Annotated in this window: 16 protein-coding genes; 8 read left to right on the top strand and 8 right to left on the bottom strand. The window is 60.2% G+C overall.

From position 1 onward, the window contains the following. Window positions 1-38: 38 nt before the first annotated feature. Window positions 39-803 carry a TerC family protein gene (locus B3N48_RS20790; RefSeq protein ID WP_296187053.1) on the bottom strand — a complete coding sequence of 255 codons (765 nt, stop codon included), beginning with the start codon at window positions 801-803 and terminating at the stop codon, window positions 39-41. Between the two features lie 129 nt (window positions 804-932). Between B3N48_RS20790 and nhaR the strand changes: the two genes are divergently transcribed. Further along, a complete protein-coding gene (nhaR, locus tag B3N48_RS20785; RefSeq protein ID WP_296187052.1) occupies window positions 933-1,829 on the top strand; it encodes a transcriptional activator NhaR in 897 nt (298 codons plus the stop codon). Here the strand turns inward: nhaR and B3N48_RS20780 are convergent. Together B3N48_RS20780 and B3N48_RS20775 are read right to left on the bottom strand one after the other, a co-directional pair. After that, entirely contained in the window at window positions 1,826-2,983 is a 1,158-nt protein-coding gene (locus tag B3N48_RS20780) for an MFS transporter (protein ID WP_296187051.1), read from the bottom strand. The two genes, nhaR and B3N48_RS20780, sit on opposite strands and share 4 nt — an antisense overlap. Before the next feature lie 196 nt (window positions 2,984-3,179). Next, window positions 3,180-3,689: a DUF1993 domain-containing protein gene (locus B3N48_RS20775; protein WP_296187050.1), complete on the bottom strand. Its 510-nt coding sequence runs from the start codon at window positions 3,687-3,689 to the stop codon at window positions 3,180-3,182. A 119-nt stretch (window positions 3,690-3,808) separates the two neighbouring features. Here B3N48_RS20775 and B3N48_RS20770 point away from each other — a divergent pair, with 119 nt between their 5' ends. Next, window positions 3,809-4,477 carry a YceH family protein gene (locus B3N48_RS20770; protein ID WP_296187049.1) on the top strand — a complete coding sequence of 223 codons (669 nt, stop codon included), beginning with the start codon at window positions 3,809-3,811 and terminating at the stop codon, window positions 4,475-4,477. 758 nt (window positions 4,478-5,235) lie between these two features. On the opposite strand, the gene B3N48_RS20765 is transcribed toward B3N48_RS20770, so the two are convergent. Then, a complete protein-coding gene (locus tag B3N48_RS20765) occupies window positions 5,236-6,048 on the bottom strand; it encodes a shikimate 5-dehydrogenase (protein ID WP_296187048.1) in 813 nt (270 codons plus the stop codon). Between the two features lie 227 nt (window positions 6,049-6,275). Between B3N48_RS20765 and B3N48_RS20760 the strand changes: the two genes are divergently transcribed. After that, window positions 6,276-6,638 carry a hypothetical protein gene (locus B3N48_RS20760; protein ID WP_296187046.1) on the top strand — a complete coding sequence of 121 codons (363 nt, stop codon included), beginning with the start codon at window positions 6,276-6,278 and terminating at the stop codon, window positions 6,636-6,638. Between the two features lie 274 nt (window positions 6,639-6,912). After that, the gene (locus tag B3N48_RS20755) at window positions 6,913-7,095 is read left to right on the top strand and encodes a hypothetical protein (RefSeq protein WP_296187044.1); all 183 of its coding nucleotides are present in this window, start codon (window positions 6,913-6,915) and stop codon (window positions 7,093-7,095) included. Window positions 7,096-7,213: 118 nt separating this feature from the next. Here the strand turns inward: B3N48_RS20755 and B3N48_RS20750 are convergent, their stop codons facing one another. Then, a complete protein-coding gene (locus tag B3N48_RS20750; protein WP_296187042.1) occupies window positions 7,214-7,774 on the bottom strand; it encodes a hypothetical protein in 561 nt (186 codons plus the stop codon). A gap of 278 nt (window positions 7,775-8,052) precedes the next feature. Between B3N48_RS20750 and pbpG the strand changes: the two genes are divergently transcribed. Beyond that, window positions 8,053-8,994, top strand: coding sequence for a D-alanyl-D-alanine endopeptidase (gene pbpG, locus B3N48_RS20745; protein ID WP_296187041.1), 942 nt, complete (start codon window positions 8,053-8,055; stop codon window positions 8,992-8,994). 33 nt (window positions 8,995-9,027) lie between these two features. On the opposite strand, the gene B3N48_RS20740 is transcribed toward pbpG, so the two are convergent. Beyond that, window positions 9,028-9,960, bottom strand: a complete 933-nt coding sequence (locus tag B3N48_RS20740; RefSeq protein ID WP_296187040.1) for a magnesium transporter CorA family protein — start codon at window positions 9,958-9,960, stop codon at window positions 9,028-9,030. Window positions 9,961-9,963: 3 nt separating this feature from the next. Further along, entirely contained in the window at window positions 9,964-11,547 is a 1,584-nt protein-coding gene (locus tag B3N48_RS20735; protein ID WP_296187039.1) for a RimK family protein, read from the bottom strand. Window positions 11,548-11,637: 90 nt separating this feature from the next. Here B3N48_RS20735 and B3N48_RS20730 point away from each other — a divergent pair, with 90 nt between their 5' ends. Together B3N48_RS20730 and B3N48_RS20725 are read left to right on the top strand one after the other, a co-directional pair. After that, window positions 11,638-12,747: a GNAT family N-acetyltransferase/peptidase C39 family protein gene (locus B3N48_RS20730; RefSeq protein ID WP_296187038.1), complete on the top strand. Its 1,110-nt coding sequence runs from the start codon at window positions 11,638-11,640 to the stop codon at window positions 12,745-12,747. A gap of 373 nt (window positions 12,748-13,120) precedes the next feature. After that, window positions 13,121-13,579 carry a DUF2214 family protein gene (locus tag B3N48_RS20725; RefSeq protein WP_296187037.1) on the top strand — a complete coding sequence of 153 codons (459 nt, stop codon included), beginning with the start codon at window positions 13,121-13,123 and terminating at the stop codon, window positions 13,577-13,579. A 170-nt stretch (window positions 13,580-13,749) separates the two neighbouring features. On the opposite strand, the gene B3N48_RS20720 is transcribed toward B3N48_RS20725, so the two are convergent. Continuing rightward, window positions 13,750-15,057 carry an Nramp family divalent metal transporter gene (locus tag B3N48_RS20720; protein WP_296187567.1) on the bottom strand — a complete coding sequence of 436 codons (1,308 nt, stop codon included), beginning with the start codon at window positions 15,055-15,057 and terminating at the stop codon, window positions 13,750-13,752. A 127-nt stretch (window positions 15,058-15,184) separates the two neighbouring features. On the opposite strand from B3N48_RS20720, the gene B3N48_RS20715 reads away from it, so the two are divergent. Beyond that, window positions 15,185-16,618 carry an MFS transporter gene (locus tag B3N48_RS20715; protein ID WP_296187036.1) on the top strand — a complete coding sequence of 478 codons (1,434 nt, stop codon included), beginning with the start codon at window positions 15,185-15,187 and terminating at the stop codon, window positions 16,616-16,618. The last annotated feature ends 108 nt before the right edge of the window (window positions 16,619-16,726 follow it).

Raw genomic sequence — 16,726 nt, 5'->3', positions numbered from 1 at the left:
TTCACCGACCGTTTTTTATGACCCTCAGCGCATGCCTGTCAGCTTTTTGAAACCGTTGCCTGGGCGTCGAGCTTACGCTGCCTGGAGCGACGGACCAGCATGTTCAGCACCTCGATCAGCGCCGAAAACGCCATCGCCGTATACACGTAACCTTTCGGCACATGGGCGCCAAAGCCTTCGGCGATCAGCGTCATGCCGATCATGATCAGGAAGCCCAGCGCCAGCATGACCACGGTGGGGTTGTCGTTGATGAACTTCGCCAACGGCTCGGAAGCCACCAGCATCACGACCACGGCGGCGATCACAGCGATGACCATGATCGGCAAATGCTCGGTCATGCCCACGGCGGTGACGATGCTGTCGATGGAGAACACCAGGTCCAGCATCAGAATCTGCCCGATGGCCGCAGTCATGCCCATGACCACCGTGTTGGAAATCGCCGCTTCCTCATCGGTCTTGATGTCCATGCTGTGGTGAATCTCGGTCGTGGCTTTCCAGACCAGAAACAAGCCACCGGCGATGAGGATCATGTCCTTCCATGAGAAGGTCTGGCCGAAGACTTCAATGACAGGCTCGGTGAGTTGGACGATCCAGGCCACGGTGCTCAACAGGCCCAGACGCAGGATCAGCGCCATGCTGATACCGATGCGACGCGCCTTGGTGCGCTGATGCACCGGCAGCTTGTTGGTCAGAATCGAGATGAAAATCAGGTTGTCGATGCCCAGCACGATTTCCATGACAACCAGGGTTGCGAGGGCAATCCACGCTGTGGGGCTTGCAGCCAGTTCTAACAGATATTCCATGTGCCGTTATCCAGTGGGTCGCGTTGAGGAAACAAGGCGGCATTTTAAGGATGGAAACACTTCAGGAAAAATCGTATTTATCACGGGTATACTTCGTTTTTTACGAAGTGTCCGGAAGTAGGCGAATCCATGCTCAATTACCGTCAGTTGCACTATTTCTGGGTGGTGGCCAAAACCGGCAGCATCGTGCGTGCCTCCGAGCAGTTGAACCTGACGCCGCAGACCATCAGTGGTCAGCTTAGCTTGCTGGAGCAGACCTATGGCATTGAGCTGTTCAAACGCGTCGGGCGCCAGTTGGAATTGACCGAGATGGGACGGATTGCCCTGCCCTACGCCGAGCAAATGTTTCAGCTGGGCGGCGAGTTGGAGGCCTTGCTGCGGGCTCAACCGGACGAACAGCAGATTCTGTTTCGCGTCGGCGTCGCGGACGTGGTGCCCAAATCCATCGTCTACCGCCTGATCGCGCCGACCATGGCATTGAACGAACCGATCCGCATCACCTGCCGCGAAGATCAGCTCGAACGGCTGTTGGCCGATCTGGCCATTCAGCGTCTGGATCTGGTGATTTCCGACAGCCCCATGCCCTCGCATCTGGACATCAAGGGCTATAGCCAGAAACTGGGCGAATGCGGGGTAAGTTTCTTCGCCACGGCTGCGCTGGCTCAAGTCTATGGAAAAGACTTTCCCCACGGCATGCAGGGCGCGCCACTCTTGATTCCTGGCCAACAGACCGTTGTGCGGAGCCGTCTGATGCGTTGGTTCGCCGAACAAAACGTACAGCCCCGGATTGTGGGCGAGTTCGACGACAGCGCGTTGATGAAGGCGTTTGGCAAGTCTGGCAGCGGCATCTTCATCGCGCCGAGCGTGATCGCCGACGAGGTAATGGCGCAGTACGACGTCGAATTGATCGGCCGGACCGACGCCGTGACCGAATCGTTCTACGCGATCTCGGTCGAGCGCAAGGTCAAGCACCCCGGCATCGTCGCCATCACCGAAGGCGCGCGCCGCCAGTTGTTCACCGACTAGGCATCGCAGCTGGCCGCACGCGGTTTGAAGGTCATCAGCAGCAGCGCCAGCAGCATCGACAGCAGAATGATGCCCGCTGCGGCGAACCCGAGATTGTCCAGACCGAGGTGGTCGATCACCCGTCCGCCGACAATGGCGCCAAGGCCGATGCCCAGGTTGGCCCCGGCGATGTTCAGCGACGCAGCGAACGCGGGGGCTTGCGGAGCGGCCTTCATCAGCCGGACGTGACTCACCAGAAACAGCGCGGCCTGGGTCACGCCCCACAGCGTCAGGGACAGCGTCAGGGCCGGCACAGAATGCATGCTCGGCGCGACCATCACCATGCCGCCGATCATGAACGTGCAGAACGTCAGGCTGGCGACCAGCGGGTGACGGTCGACCAGGCGCCCGCCCAGCGAGTTGCCCAACAGGCCAACCGCACCGAAGCCCATCAGGCACCACCCCACCACCGTGCCGTTGAAACCTGCCAGACGTTCGAGCATGTCCGCCAGGTAGGTGTAGGCCGTGAACATGCCGCTGAACACCAGCACTGACAACAGCACATGGCCCTGCATGACAGGACTGCGCAGGATACGGAACTGACTGCGAAACGACACCTGATCCTTGTGCAGGCTGGTGGGCAGGTAGACGAACAACAGCAGGGCCTTGGCGAAGGCCATCACCGCCAGCACGGCGAACGCGCTGCGCCAGCCGAAGCCATCGGAGATCAGCGTGCCCACGGGAATCCCGAACACCGTGGCGCAGACGATGCCGAAGCCGATCTTGGCAATCGCCCGACCTGCATGGTCGGGGCCGACGATATCCACCGCCGTTTCGCTGGCCAGCGCCCAGAACACCGGCAGCCCGAACGCCGGGATCAAACGGGCGACGGCCATCACCCAGATATTCGGCGCCAAAGCCGCCACCACGTTGGCCACGCCGAACATGATCAACACCGAGATGAACAGGCGTTTGCGCTCGAAGCGCGAAAAGTATGCGGTCAGGAACGGACCGAAGCAGGCGACGGTGAAGGCGAACAGAGTCACCAACAGCCCTGCTTGCGGGATGGTCACCGCCAGGTCGCGGGCGATGGCAGGCAACAGGCCGACGATGACGAACTCTGTGGTCAGCACGGTAAACCCGGCGGCGGACAACAGGTAAATGGGGAAAAACATGAAGGCTCCAAAAACGACGAAGCGACCAGTCCTTGCGGAGCGGTCAATCGGGATGGCGTAACGTGAGGGGCGGATGGTAACAGACATCGGCGCCCGGGTCGGTCGACGGGCGCACAGAAACGGTGCCGCCGCCCGAAAACGTCAGACGGCGGCATGCTTCAGAGGTTCAGCAGGTTAGCGTGAGCAGGCGCCCGGATCAGTAGCTGCCCATGTAATCGCGCTTGCCCACTTCCACACCGTTGTGACGCAGCAGGTCGTAGGCGGTGGTGACGTGGAAGAAGAACTGCGGCAGCGAGTAGTGCAGCAGGTAGGTCTGGGTGCTCAGGCGCTTCTCTTTGTCAGTGCCAGGGCGCAACACGATTTCACGCGCTTCGTTACCGTTCACCTGTTCAGGAGTGATGGTGTCGAGAAACGCCAACACTTTGGTCAGCAGGGCCTGAAGCTCAGCGAAGGTAGTTTCGGTGTCTTCGTACTTCGGTGGCTCGATGCCGGACAACCGCGCGCCCGCCCCTTTGGCGAAATCCACGGCGATCTGCACCTGACGGACCAGTTGAAACATGTCCGGGAACAGGCGGGCCTGGAGCAGTGCGTCAGGCTGGATGTTTTTCGCGGTGGCGTGGGCTTCGCCCTTGGCCAGCACAGCGCTCAGTGCGGTGAGCATTTGTTTGAACACGGGAATGGAAGCGGCGTAGAGAGAAAGGGTCATGACAGGTCCTGGTGGAGTGAGTCGCATTGAGTGGGCATGAGGGACATGCGAACGCGGCTTGTCTTTTACCTCATCGAGCCCCTACCCTCATAGCCTTTTCAACACGCGGGGAAAGGGCCATGTCCACCGAGCAGGATTCCGATGACGGTCGCGACAGCGCAGACACACTGCAGCTGAACAGTACCGAAGTACGCATTTTGGGCTGCCTGATCGAGAAACAGGCAACCAACCCCGAAAGCTACCCGCTGACCCTCAATGCACTGGTGCTGGCGTGTAATCAGAAGACCAGTCGCGAGCCAGTGATGAACCTAACCCCCGGTCAGGTCGGCCAAAGCCTGCGCGCCCTTGAGGGCCTGCAACTGACGCGTCTGGTCATGGGCAGTCGCGCCGATCGTTGGGAACACCGGGCTGACAAAACCCTGGAACTGGTGCCGGCGCAGGTGATTTTGACCGGCCTGTTACTGCTGCGCGGTCCGCAAACCGTCAATGAACTGCTGACGCGCAGTCAACGCATGCACGATTTCGAAGACACCGACGCGGTGGTTCATCAACTGGAACGCCTGATCGGGCGAGGCTTCGCCGTGTTGATCCCGAAACAGCCAGGCCAGCGCGAGGACCGCTACACCCATGCATTGGGTGATCCGGCGGACATCGACGCGATTCTCGCCGCGCGGCAGACCCCTGCCGAGCGCCCAAGCGGTGGTGGCTCAGCGCTGGTGGAGCGGGTCGAAGGGTTGGAAGCACGGATCGCGGCGCTGGAGGAGCGATTGGCGAAGCTTGAGGGGTGACTTGCGGTGGACGTGTCACCCCGTGGGAACCGGGTTGCTGACAAATGCGGCGGACTAACAGGCTGTGTGCCACTGATTCACTGTATTCGCCAGCAAGCCGGCTCCCACGGACACGACGCCGGTCGCAGATTTCATGACCTATGCATCTCCCCCTGTGGAAGCCGGGTTGCTGACGAATGCGCGGACTAACAGCTTGTGTGCCACTGATTCACCGCATTCGCCAGCAAGCCGGCTCCCACGGATACGACGCCGGTCGCAGATTTCATGGCCTATGCATGACCCCTGTGGGAGCCGGGTTGCTGACAAATGCGGCGGACTAACAGCCTGTGTGCCACTGATTCCTGCATTCGCCAGCAAGCCGGCTCCCACGGATACGACGCCGATCGCAGATTTTATGATCTATGTATGACCCTTGTCGGCGCCGAGTTGCTGACAAATGCGGCGGACTAACAGGCTGTGTGCCACTGATTCACTGCATTCGCCAGCAAGCCGGCTCCCACGGACACGACGTCGGTCGCAGATTTCATGACCTATGCATGACCCCTGTGGGAGCCGGTTGCTGACGAATGCGGCGGACTAACAGGCTGTGTGCCACTGATTCACTGCATTTGCCAGCAAGCCGGCTCCCACGGATACGACGCCGGTCGCAGATTTCATGGCCTATGCATGACCCCTGTGGGAGCCGGCTCGCTGGCGAATGCGGTTTGCTAGCGAGCGTAGACTCTCCCACAGGTGTGGTGTGATACGTGACCCAGCTGTCAGCTCCGGGCAAACGCTGCAGCCGCTTGGTAGTCTTCATCACTGGGCCGTATGCCGGTGTAAAGCACAAACTGCTCCAGGGCCTGAATCGCGGCCACCTGATCGCCCGTGATCAGGCGCTTGCCGAGTCTTTCGGCCTCCAGAATGAACGGCGTGCGCGCAGGGGTTGCGACCACGTCAAACGCAGTTTCAGCCGCTTCGATCGCCGAGCGCTCGAACGCCAGCGTCTGCGCTTGATCCCCCGCCATGCCCAGTGGCGTGACGTTCACTAACAGTGGCGGACGTTCATCTCCCAGTTCCGGCTGCCACTCAAAGCCACAGGTCCTCGCCAACGCCCTCCCCGCCTGTTCGTTGCGCGCGACGATCAGGCCATCCGTAAACCCGGCATCGCGCATCGCACAGGCCACGGCCTTGGCCATGCCGCCACTGCCTCGCAAGACAAATCGGGTACGCGGTACGGCGTGGGTTTCGACCAATTGCGCCACGGCGATGTAATCGGTGTTGTAGGCCTTCAAATGCCCGTCGGTGTTGACGATGGTGTTGATCGACTGAATCGCCGCCGCTGACGGGTCCATTTCGTCGATCAGTGGGATGCAGGCCTCTTTGAAAGGCATCGACACCCCACAACCGCGAATGCCCAACGCGCGCATCCCGGCAATTGCCGCCGCCAAGTCAGTTGGCGAAAAGGCTTTGTAATAAAAGTTGAGGCCCAAGCGTTGATACAGGTCGTTGTGAAACCGCACCCCGAAGTTCCCAGGACGCCCGGCGAGTGACATACACAACAGCGTTTCCTTGCTGGCGGTGACTGACATGAAATCTCCTGAACGGTATTCGTGAACGCACGAAGAACGGCGTAGAATTCAGTTGCTTGCGCCGCTAGCCCAAGCAATTGTCATCAAATATTGCCGAATACCTTACACAAAATTTACGCAACGGCTCCGCAGATTTTCTGAAATTCGTTGTCTGATCAGTTATCCCGTGGCAGTGCCTGAGCGTAACGCAGGCTCGCGACAACGGGACTGAACACCGAGGAACAGTCATGATTCGTCACATCCCCAAGGTTGCCTTGTTGTTAGGTGCCCTCGCCCTTGCAGGCCAGGCTGAAGCCCATGGCGGCGGTCCAGGCTGGGGTGGAGCGGCGGTGATCGGCGCAGTGGTGGGCGGCGTGGTTGGCGCGGCCGTGGCGTCGGGCCCTGTCTACGCAGCACCGGCGCCTGTCTATGCGGCGCCAGCCCCCGTGTACTACGCACCGCCACCGCCACCGCCACCGCCGGTTTATTACCAGCCGGCTTATGTGGTCGAGCGCCCGGTCGTCTATGGCCCTCGCTATTACGGCCCGCCTCGCTACTACGGCCCACCACCGGGCTACTACCATGGCTACCACGGTGGCGGACGCTGGTAACAGCGATGCGCTGACCGACCCTGCTGGTTTTCACCGGCAGCCTTTTGAATACCAGACCCCGCCCAACCGGCGGGGTCTTCGTTTGTGCAATGCCTGGTTGCGACGGCGAATTCTGAAGCCTTTGTCTGCTGCGAATGGGATCGAGTCATCGGTTCTGACGCATCGGCGGTCAAAAACCTGACCTGTCGCGCATCAATGACGACTATCGAGCGGGTTGATTTTTGCTGACCGGCATCGCGCCGTACAGTGGCGCCATCGATTGATGGAGGCACTTATGACCAAAGTTCAGATCATGTCGGTAGTCGGCAGCGCAGTCCCTGCATCGCTTCGCGAACGCGGCCTGCTGGCGTGCTGGTACCTGATCCAGAACGGCGAACCGATCAGTGGGCCCCTGCCATCGCTGCCGGTGGCCCAAGCCCTTTCCCAGCAATTTGAAACCCGTCAGCTGAACAGCTGAACCGAATTGGTTTTCCCTGAATCGTGCGTTGCTCCGCACTTCCCTTTAGCCCGCTTCTTAGATGCGGGCTTTTTTTTGCGTGGCGTGTGGGGGAATCGCCTGACGCCAGCACGGCAAATCAGATCCGCTCGGCCTGGGTCGCATTCACCTGACACCGATGCGCCAGCTTCTGCAGGCGCTTTTCCAGCGCGCCCAATACGACCCGGTCCGAACGACCGCTTTCCAACTCTTCGATCATGTCATTCGCTACCAGACGCAACTCGTGGGCGATCACCACGCGATCATCGTTATGATCCAGCTTGTGGGATTCGAACAGGCGATGCAGATAATCCTCCAGCGTGCGCTGCAAGCGATGACGATCTGCGGCCCGCAGATGCACGAGGTTCACAGTAATCCTCGCCAGCAGTTCGTTGAGCTCCCCGCACAGGTACTGCATGCGCCGCGCATACCCGGTTTCTCGATCCCGCAGCTGCCTGCGTTGCAGGGTCAGGTCCTGGCCTTTCTGAATGGCGGGCACCGCGACCGCGAGCATCAGGCCGACGATCAAGCCGATGGCCTGAATCCAGCCCGCCCAGTCCGAAGGCCGTACGAAAAATCCCGCGACGAGCAAGAGCACCGCAACGATCGCCGCACCCAACACCAACGACGCGTAATCCTTGCTGATAAACCCCTTGGGCATTGCACAACTCCTAGGTCATTTGAGGGATAACTACCGATGGCGTCGAATGCTAATTCGTGACTCGCCGCAGTGCCATGAATATCGACGCCTCCGTTCAAATACAGGCTTTTGACGTTCTTAACCTGAACGGATGCCATACGAGCGGCTTTTAATACCAAAACGTCCTATCCCGGCCATCGACATACTTAGAAACATGCTCCTAAAATGCGCCCATCTTGTTGTCGTTCCTGAAAAAAGTCCGACCTTCCTTACCCTCTCCATTTCTTTTTAAGTGAGCTTTGCTCTTGAACATTCGCACATCTCTCATCGGCCTGCTTTTCACCTTCGCAGGCGCGGCACTGTCCACAGGTGCCCTTGCGAACGAACCCGCTGCTTTCAATCGTGACCCGGCCAATCTTCATCTGGCTTCCGGCAGCGCCATGATTACTGACCTGCAATCCGGCCAGGTCCTGTATTCCAGCAACCCGGATGTGATCGTGCCCATCGCGTCGGTGACCAAATTGATGACCGCAATGGTCACTCTCGACGCCAAGCTGCCCATGGATGAGATGGTCAAGGTCGACATCTCCCAGACCGCCGAAATGAAAGGCGTGTTTTCCCGGGTGAAGCTGGGCAGTGAATTGAACCGCCGCGACATGCTGCTGATCACGTTGATGTCCTCGGAAAACCGCGCGGCGGCCAGCCTGGCCCACAGCTATCCGGGCGGCTACCCGGCGTTCATCAAGGCAATGAACGCCAAGGCCAAGGCCTTGGGCATGAGCCATACCGTATACATGGAGCCGACCGGGTTGTCGGTGTTCAACGTGTCCACCGCCCGCGACCTGACCAAGTTGGCCCTGGCGGCGCGCAACTACCCGCTGCTGCGGGAGCTGAGCACCACTCAGGAAAAGACCGTGACCTTCCGTAAACCCAATTACACCCTGGGTTTCAGCAACACGGATCACCTGGTCCGTAAATCCAACTGGGACATCAAGTTGACCAAGACCGGCTTCACCAACCAGGCCGGGCACTGCCTGGTGCTGTTGACCAGCATGGCCAATCGGCCGGTGTCAGTGGTGATCCTGGACGCCTTCGGCAAGTACACGCACTTCGCCGACGCCAGCCGCATGCGCCTGTGGATGGAGACCGGCAAGAGCGGTCCGGCGCCGGAAGTGGCGTTGCAATACAAGAAAGAAAAGAACCTGGTCATGAGACAGAAAGGCTTGCAAGCCTCGGACTGACGCTGTCGTCCGGCGCGCGCGCGGTGGCGGCGCTCAAGCCGTCGACCGCGCCATGCGCTTGAGCATCAGCACCATCGCCACCCCTAACCCGGCCATCCCCAGCAACAGGGCCGGGTAGCTGATCCACCAGGGAATCGGCGTGGTCATCATGCTGTATTCCGACATCCCGCCAATTCCCGCCAGCAGGTTCAGCGGCAGGAACACCACGTTGATCAACGTCAGTTTGCGCAGCAGGTTGTTGGTGTTGTTGTTGACGAGATTGCCCCGCGCGTCCATCAGGCTGGCGAACACCGTGGAATAGATCTGCGCCTGCTTATGGCATTGCTCGTTCTCGATGATCATGTCCTCGATCAAGCTCAGCCGATCGGCAGAGAATTGGTGCTTTTGCGCATGATTGCGCAGGCGGGTCAGCACCGAGCCGTTGCTGTCGATGGCGTTGACGTAATAAACCAGGCTCTCGCTGAGGTTGAACATCTGCACCAGATGGCGGCTGTCCATCGAGGCGTTGAATTGCTGTTGCAGCTCGCGGGCGATCATCTTGATCACCTTGAGGTGCCCGAGGTAGTGATGAATGTTGTGGAACAGCACTTCCAGCAACACGTCCAGCGGTTCCAGCAAGGGCCGATGCGGGCCCAGGGCGCTGAGCTGTCGATCATCGGCGCAGATCAGCACCATCTGCCGTTGATCGAGCAACAGGCCGAAAGACGACACATCGAACGAAAAGCTGTCCTTGCCCGAATAGTTTTCCGGGCGCTTCCAGATCATGAACAGCGCATTGGGGTGAAACTCGATGCGCGATACTTCGTCCGGGTCCAGCGCTGACGCCAGGGCATGGTCGTCAAGCTGAAAGCGTTCCAGCAGCACGGATTTCTCCAGCGCATCGGGTTGACTGAACCACAACACGCTGGCGTCTTGCTCGGCGCATTCCTGCAGCTTTCCCGCCTCCAGGCGGTGGCCCTTGATCAAGGCCTAGCCCGCCAGGCCGCGACGCTTGACGTCGAGTCGGCGGATGAACTCCTCCAGCACCAACGCATACAGGTCGTCCTGCAACCACGCATCTTCGATGCCGGCGTCGAGGTTGGGGTTGTCGTTGACTTCGATCACCACCACCCGGTCGCCGCTCTGCTTGAGATCGACGCCGTACAGCCCGTCGCCGATCAGGTTGGCCGTCTTCACCGCCAGCTCCACCACCGCCCGCGGCGCATCGTGCACCGCCAGCGTCCGGCATTCGCCATTGATTTCGGCACCCTTGGCCTTGTGGTTGTAAATCTGCCAATGGCCCTTGGACATGAAGTACTGGCAGGCAAACACAGGCTTGCGATTGAGAATGCCGATGCGCCAGTCGTACTCGGTGTACAGAAACTCTTGCGCCAGCAGCAGCACCGAATGTTCGAACAGCTCGCTGGACGCCTCCTGCAATTGCCGGGCGTCATGAACTTTGATCACCCCACGGGAAAAACAGCCGTCCGGGATTTTCAGCACCAGCGGAAAACCCAGCCGGCTGGCGACCTGCTCCATGTCTTCGGGCCGGTCCTTGTAAAGGATTTCCGTGGCGGGCATTCCCAAATGGTGTCGCTTGAGCAGGTCGGTCAGGAACACCTTATTGGTGCAGCGCAGGATCGACGTCGGGTCGTCCATCACCACCAGCCCTTCGCTCTCGGCTTTTTTCGCGAAGCGGTAAGTGTGGTTGTCGACGCTGGTGGTTTCGCGGATCAGCAAGGCGTCGTATTCGGCCAGCCGCGAATAGTCCTTCTTCTCGATCAGTTCGACATCGACGCCCAACTGCTGACCGACGCGGATGAAATTGTCCAACGCCGCGCGATTGGATGGCGGCAAGGCTTCGGCAGGGTCGTGAAGGATCGCAAGGTCATAACGGAAGGTTCGGCGCGAACGTGGCAGGCGCCAGATCTTTCGGCTGAAACTGTCCAGCGACTGGGCGAACTGATCCTGTTGGTGATCGCGCAGGCGGTTCATCGCGCCAGTCTTGATCCCGACGATGTGCCAACTGTCGCGCTTGCGGAATTCCACCAGCAGGATCGGCGCGGGGAACGCCTCGAACAGCTGTCGAGCCAGGTCCTGCAGAGGCACCAGGTCGGTCTGTCCGAAGTACAGATTGAGGGTGAAACCTTCGGTTTCGTCATAGGGGTGATCGTGCAAGGCATGTTCCAGGCGCTTGTCGAGGTCGTCCAGCGCCAGGCCGTACAGCGATTTACGGGTCAGTTCGCTGATGGTTTTCACCGAGGGAATCACGTTATGGCCACGGGCCTCGGCCAGCAATGAACAGTAATAACCGTGCCCCAGGTAACGATAACTGCGACACAGGTTAATCACTTGAACCCGTTTGCCGGGCGGGTCAGGCAGCGGGTGTTCCAGATAATCCTGTGCGCTGATCACATCGTCGCTGGGCAAGTAAGACGCCCAGTCTTCGAGGCGTTCGACGACAATCACCAGATGCCGCTCACTGGCGACGGGTTGCAGCGACTGAAGATTAAAAGTTGCCGAACGTCGTGGTTGTGCTGATACTTCTTCGGTCTTCACCGGCACCGCATTCATGAGTGGATCCTTCGGGAAACAAGTCCTTTCTATAAACCATGGCGTTGTAGAAATGTCCCGTTTCGTTACTCACTCTTTACGGCCGCCGACATGAACTTTATATATCGCCTCGCCCAGCCCGCCGATGTGGATGAACTGCTGGCCCTTGAAAATCAATGTTTTGAATCCGACCGTCTCAACGCGCGTAACTTTCACTGGATGATCAGCCGCGCCAACGCCCGACTGATCGTGGCTCAAGCCGACCGGCGTCTTTCAGGGTACGCCTTGGTGCTGTTCCATCGCGGCACGTCGTTGGGCAGGTTGTACTCGCTGGCCATCAGCGCAGACGCGCGGGGCCGGGGGCTGGGGCAGGCGTTACTGGCCCAGGCTGAAGCCCATGCGCTGGAACGCGATTGCGCCTACCTGCGTCTGGAAGTACGTCCGGACAATGCCCCGGCGATTGCGTTGTACCAGCGTGCTGGCTACCGGCTGTTTGATCGGGTCGACGACTATTACGAGGATCACGCTCCCGCGCTGCGCTATGAGAAACGCATTCGCGAACGCACCGTCGGCATCACCCGGCTGGTGCCTTACTACGCGCAGACCCTGGATTTCAGCTGCGGCCCGGCGTGTCTGCTGATGGCGATGAAAGCGCTGCAACCTGAGCGCTCGATGCACCGGCGTGAGGAATTGCAGATCTGGCGCGAAGCGACCACCGTGTTCATGACCTCCGGCCATGGCGGCTGCAGTCCGCAAGGCTTGGCGCTGGCGGCGCTGCAACGCGGTTTCGAGGTGGGCTTGCAGGTTTCGGTGCAAGGGCCGTTATTTCTCGCGGGGGTGCGCAGCGAGGAGAAACGCCAGGTGATGCGCCTGGTTCATGATGAGTTCAGTCGTGCACTGGCGGCGAGCGCCGTTCGCCGCCTGGGCAGCGCGCCGCTGGACCTGAAGCAATTGCAGGCAGGCGGTGCCTTGGCGCTGGTGCTGATCAGCAGTTATCGGCTGACGCGCTCTAAGGCGCCCCATTGGGTGCTGGTTGCAGGCTGCGACGGTGACTTCGTGTACTTGCACGACCCGGACATCGATCACAGCCAACAACGGCTGGCAATGGATTGTCAGTACATGCCGGTCAGTCATCAGGAGTTCGCTGGCATGAGTTGTTTTGGTGCTGACAAGTTGCGCGCGGCGGTGGTGTTATTTCCCTCGAACGCCGCGGCTATATAAATCGCATCAACATCAACCCCGCCCGCGTAAAGAAGTCGTCGTGTTCATTGCAACGCCGCAGGTTTAGAGGATCAATACAACTTCTGCCTGCGGGCGTCTCTCGGATATGCAGTCGTGGAAAACTCGGTGATTGGCCTGCTTATTATTTCCGTCATTGCGTTGTTCGGCATCTCGGCCTTTTATGTCGACTTCATTCGGCCGACCCGTCAATCGCGCCATAAATAACGCACCCACAAAGCGTATGAATGAAAAAGGTTTGCATCGCGCACCAATCTATAAATTCTTTCATCTGCCGTTAGGGGCGTAACGGCGGCGACCCGCTACGCTTGAGGGGTGCTGGTTGGGTTCAGACACTGCTCGGGGGAGTCGCACCATGGTCGTGAAATGGGTATTGGCTGCGTTGCATCTGTTGGCATTCGGCTTTGCGCTGGCTGCGGTACTGGCCCGAGGTCGGGCACTGCGCAGGTTACGTCCGGACGATCCCCGTTCCTTTCGCGACGTGTTCGTGGTCGACAACATCTGGGGCGTGTCGGCGGGGATTCTGCTGATCACCGGCGCGTTTCGGGCATTCGGCGGGTTGGAGAAAGGCTCGTTCTACTACCTGCATCAACCGCTGTTTCATCTCAAAATGACCGCGTTCGTGGCGATTCTGGCGCTGGAAGTGGTGCCCATGTTCGCGTTGATCAAATGGCGCATCGCATTCAAGAAGCAACAACCCATCGACACCTCACGCGCCCGCCGCTTCGCACGCATCAGCCACATGGAAGCGGCGTTGATGGTGGTCATCGTCATCGCCGCAACGGGGATGGCGCGGGGGATTTTGTTGAGTTGAGTGCTGCGCGACACGAACTGCTGTAGGAGCGTGGCTTGTCCCGCGATCTGACGCGAAGCGGCAGTGACTTCGGCCAATCCGATGTTTCAGATGCACCACAGTGGCAGGAGCTACGACGGGTTCCCCGCCGATCGCGGGACAAGCCACACTCCTACAAGAAACGACCGCCTTCAGCTCACCCAAAACACCATCAACATCACGTTCGCCAGCGAGATCAGGCCGAACAGGCCCCACGCCAGTACTTTGGTCAACGTGCTGTTGGCGAACGGCCCCATGAGCTGTTTGTCGCTGGTGAAGCGGATCAACGGCCACAGCGCGAACGGCAGTTGCAGGCTGAGGACGACCTGGCTCAAGACCAGCATCTTGCCCACCGCCCCGTCGCCGAACCAGATCACCCCCGCCAGCGCGGGAATCAGCGCCAACGCGCGGGTGATCAGGCGACGTTGCCAGCAGGGAATCTTGGCGTTGAGGAAACCTTCGAGTACCACTTGACCGGCGATGGTTCCGGTAAAGGTCGAGCTCTGCCCTGCCGCCAGCAGTGCCACGCCGAACAGCACACTGGCGAGGGTCCCGCCCACCAGCGGGTCCAGCAGATGATAGGCGTCCTGGATTTCCACCACATCGGAATGACCGTTACCGTGAAACGCCGCCGCCGCGAGGATCAGGATCGCCGCGTTGATCACCAGCGCCATGCTCAGCGACGCGATGGTGTCGACCCGCGCATAGCGGATCGCACTGGCTTTGTTCTCGACCGAGCTGCCATTGACGCGCGTCTGCACCACCGATGAGTGCAGATAGAGGTTATGGGGCATGACCGTTGCGCCGAGAATGCCGATGGCGATGTACAAAGGCTCCTGGTTGCTCAGCACGTCCCACGACGGTTTCAAACCTGCCGCCACGTCAGGCCAAAACGGTTTGATCAGCACCAGTTCGATAAAGAAACATGTGGCAATGGTGGCGATCAAACCAAGAACGATAGCCTCAAGACGGCGGAAATTGGCGCCCTGCAGGGCCAGCACAATCACCGTGTCGAACGCGGTCAGCGCGACACCGGTGGTGATCGACACGCCGAGCAGCAAGTGGAACGCCAACGCTGCGCCCAGCACTTCCGCAAGATCCGTCGCAAGGATCGACAGCTCGGCGAGCACCCATTGCCCCATGCCCACACGGCGGCTGTAACGTTCAGCCGACAGCTGCGCCAGATCGCGGCCTGTGGCGATCCCCAGTCGCGAGCACAGGTTCTGCAGCACCATTCCCGACAGGCTTGCCAGCACCACCACGAACAGCAGGGCGTAACCAAAACGCGATCCTGCTTCGATGGCCGTTGCCCAGTTACCGGGGTCCATATAGCTGATGGAGATCAACAGGCCCGGCCCGACGAACAGCATCAGCTTGTGCAGAAACGACGCGTTGGCAGGAATCGCAACGCTGTCGGTCACGGCAGAGGGGCAAAACGGGGCGGTGGCGGTGGTGGGCAGTCTGTATTTCACGGGAGTCCGGCGGGTGGTTGCAATCAGCCATGGAGCTTAAACGCAGGGAAATATTTTGTCTTGAATCTCTGCAAAAGCTCTACCATGCGACGTCCCACGGAACAGGAAAACAATAATGTCTGCGTTTTCAAACTCCCCTGATGCCCGGACGCCGGGCGACGGCATCGACCCCGTTCGCGCTGCGCGGATTTCCGCCCGCATCGACCGCCTGCCTGCGGTCGCGACGATCTGGAAACTGGTGGCGCTGCTGTCCATCGGCGGCTTCTTCGAACTCTACGATCTGTTCCAGACTGCCTACATCAGCCCCGGCCTGATCCGCGCCGGCCTCTTCGCCACCGGCGCCCAAGGCGTGTTCGGGTTTTCCGATCAGGCGGCATTCGCCTCGGCGACGTTTCTCGGCCTGTTTCTCGGCGCCAGTTTGCTGAGCCCCATTGCCGACCGCTTCGGCCGTCGCGCCATCTTCACCTTCGCGCTGATCTGGTACACCGTCGCCACCGTGCTGATGGGCGTGCAGACCTCGGCGCTGGGCATCATCTGCATGCGCTTTCTGGTGGGCATCGGCCTGGGCATCGAACTGGTTACCATCGACGCCTACCTGTCGGAACTGGTCCCCAAGCGCATGCGCAGCTCGGCGTTTGCCTTTGCGTTTTTCGTGCAGTTCCTGTCGGTGCCCTCGGTGGCGCTGATGTCCTGGTGGCTGGTGCCGCAGGACCCGTTCGGCATCGCCGGTTGGCGCTGGGTGGTGATCGCCAGTGCGGTGTTCGCGCTGTTCATCTGGTGGTTGCGCTCGCGCTTGCCGGAATCGCCGCGCTGGCTGGCACAACACGGGCGCTTCGCCAAGGCCGAAGCGATCATGGACGATCTGGAAGCGCGCTGCGTGAAGGATCATGGCCAAGCGCTGGACGCCCCGGAAACCCACAATGTCGCGGTCGAAGGCAAAGGCCGTTTTGCCGATATCTGGCAGCCGCCCTATCGCCGCCGCGCGTTGATGCTGATCGTGTTTCATGTGTTCCAGGCCATCGGCTTTTTCGGCTTCGGCAACTGGCTGCCAGCCTTGCTGTCGGGCCAGGGCGTCAGCGTCACCCACAGCCTGGCGTACGCCTTCATCATCACCCTCGCCTATCCGCTGGGGCCGTTGCTGTTCGTGAAGTTTGCCAACCGTTTCGAGAACAAATGGCAGATCGTCGGCTCGGCATTGGGGGCCATGATCTTCGGCACCCTGTTCGCGCAACAGAGCACGGCGGCAGGCCTGATCGTCTGCGGGGTGATGATCACCTTCTGCAACGCGTGGCTGAGCTTCGCCTATCACTCGTACCAGAGCGAACTCTTCCCCACCAACATCCGCGCCCGCGCCGTGGGGTTCTGCTACTCGTTCAGTCGCCTGTCGACGGTGTTCAGCAGCCTGCTGATCGGCCTGTTCCTCGACCATTTCGGCACACCCGGGGTGTTGACCTTTATCGTCGTCAGCATGCTGATCGTCATCATCACCATCGGCGCCTTCGGCCCGAAGACCCGGAACCTGGCGCTGGAGGATATTGCGCATCGGTGAAGAGCCGGCACCGATCATTGCGGGGGCGGCTTGTGGCGGGCCGCGATCGGACGACCGCGCCGGGCGGGTCGTTTCACCTGCACAGACCCACCGCCATCGCGGCCGTCG

Origin of the sequence: Pseudomonas sp. UBA1879 (assembly GCF_002338065.1) — a bacterium.
In the GTDB taxonomy this organism is placed as follows: Bacteria; Pseudomonadota; Gammaproteobacteria; order Pseudomonadales; family Pseudomonadaceae; genus Aquipseudomonas.
This window is presented reverse-complemented; position numbering and strand designations above follow the sequence as displayed.

Excerpts from the sequence above, each read along its gene's own strand:
- B3N48_RS20790 (WP_296187053.1), bottom strand. The coding sequence starts at position 803 with ATGGAATATCTGTTAGAACTGGCTGCAAGCCCCACAGCGTGGATTGCC.
- nhaR (WP_296187052.1), top strand. The coding sequence starts at position 933 with ATGCTCAATTACCGTCAGTTGCACTATTTCTGGGTGGTGGCCAAAACC.
- B3N48_RS20780 (WP_296187051.1), bottom strand. The coding sequence starts at position 2,983 with ATGTTTTTCCCCATTTACCTGTTGTCCGCCGCCGGGTTTACCGTGCTG.
- B3N48_RS20775 (WP_296187050.1), bottom strand. The coding sequence starts at position 3,689 with ATGACCCTTTCTCTCTACGCCGCTTCCATTCCCGTGTTCAAACAAATG.
- B3N48_RS20770 (WP_296187049.1), top strand. The coding sequence starts at position 3,809 with ATGTCCACCGAGCAGGATTCCGATGACGGTCGCGACAGCGCAGACACA.
- B3N48_RS20765 (WP_296187048.1), bottom strand. The coding sequence starts at position 6,048 with ATGTCAGTCACCGCCAGCAAGGAAACGCTGTTGTGTATGTCACTCGCC.
- B3N48_RS20760 (WP_296187046.1), top strand. The coding sequence starts at position 6,276 with ATGATTCGTCACATCCCCAAGGTTGCCTTGTTGTTAGGTGCCCTCGCC.
- B3N48_RS20755 (WP_296187044.1), top strand. The coding sequence starts at position 6,913 with ATGACCAAAGTTCAGATCATGTCGGTAGTCGGCAGCGCAGTCCCTGCA.
- B3N48_RS20750 (WP_296187042.1), bottom strand. The coding sequence starts at position 7,774 with ATGCCCAAGGGGTTTATCAGCAAGGATTACGCGTCGTTGGTGTTGGGT.
- B3N48_RS20735 (WP_296187039.1), bottom strand. The coding sequence starts at position 11,547 with ATGAATGCGGTGCCGGTGAAGACCGAAGAAGTATCAGCACAACCACGA.
- B3N48_RS20730 (WP_296187038.1), top strand. The coding sequence starts at position 11,638 with ATGAACTTTATATATCGCCTCGCCCAGCCCGCCGATGTGGATGAACTG.
- B3N48_RS20725 (WP_296187037.1), top strand. The coding sequence starts at position 13,121 with ATGGTCGTGAAATGGGTATTGGCTGCGTTGCATCTGTTGGCATTCGGC.
- B3N48_RS20715 (WP_296187036.1), top strand. The coding sequence starts at position 15,185 with ATGTCTGCGTTTTCAAACTCCCCTGATGCCCGGACGCCGGGCGACGGC.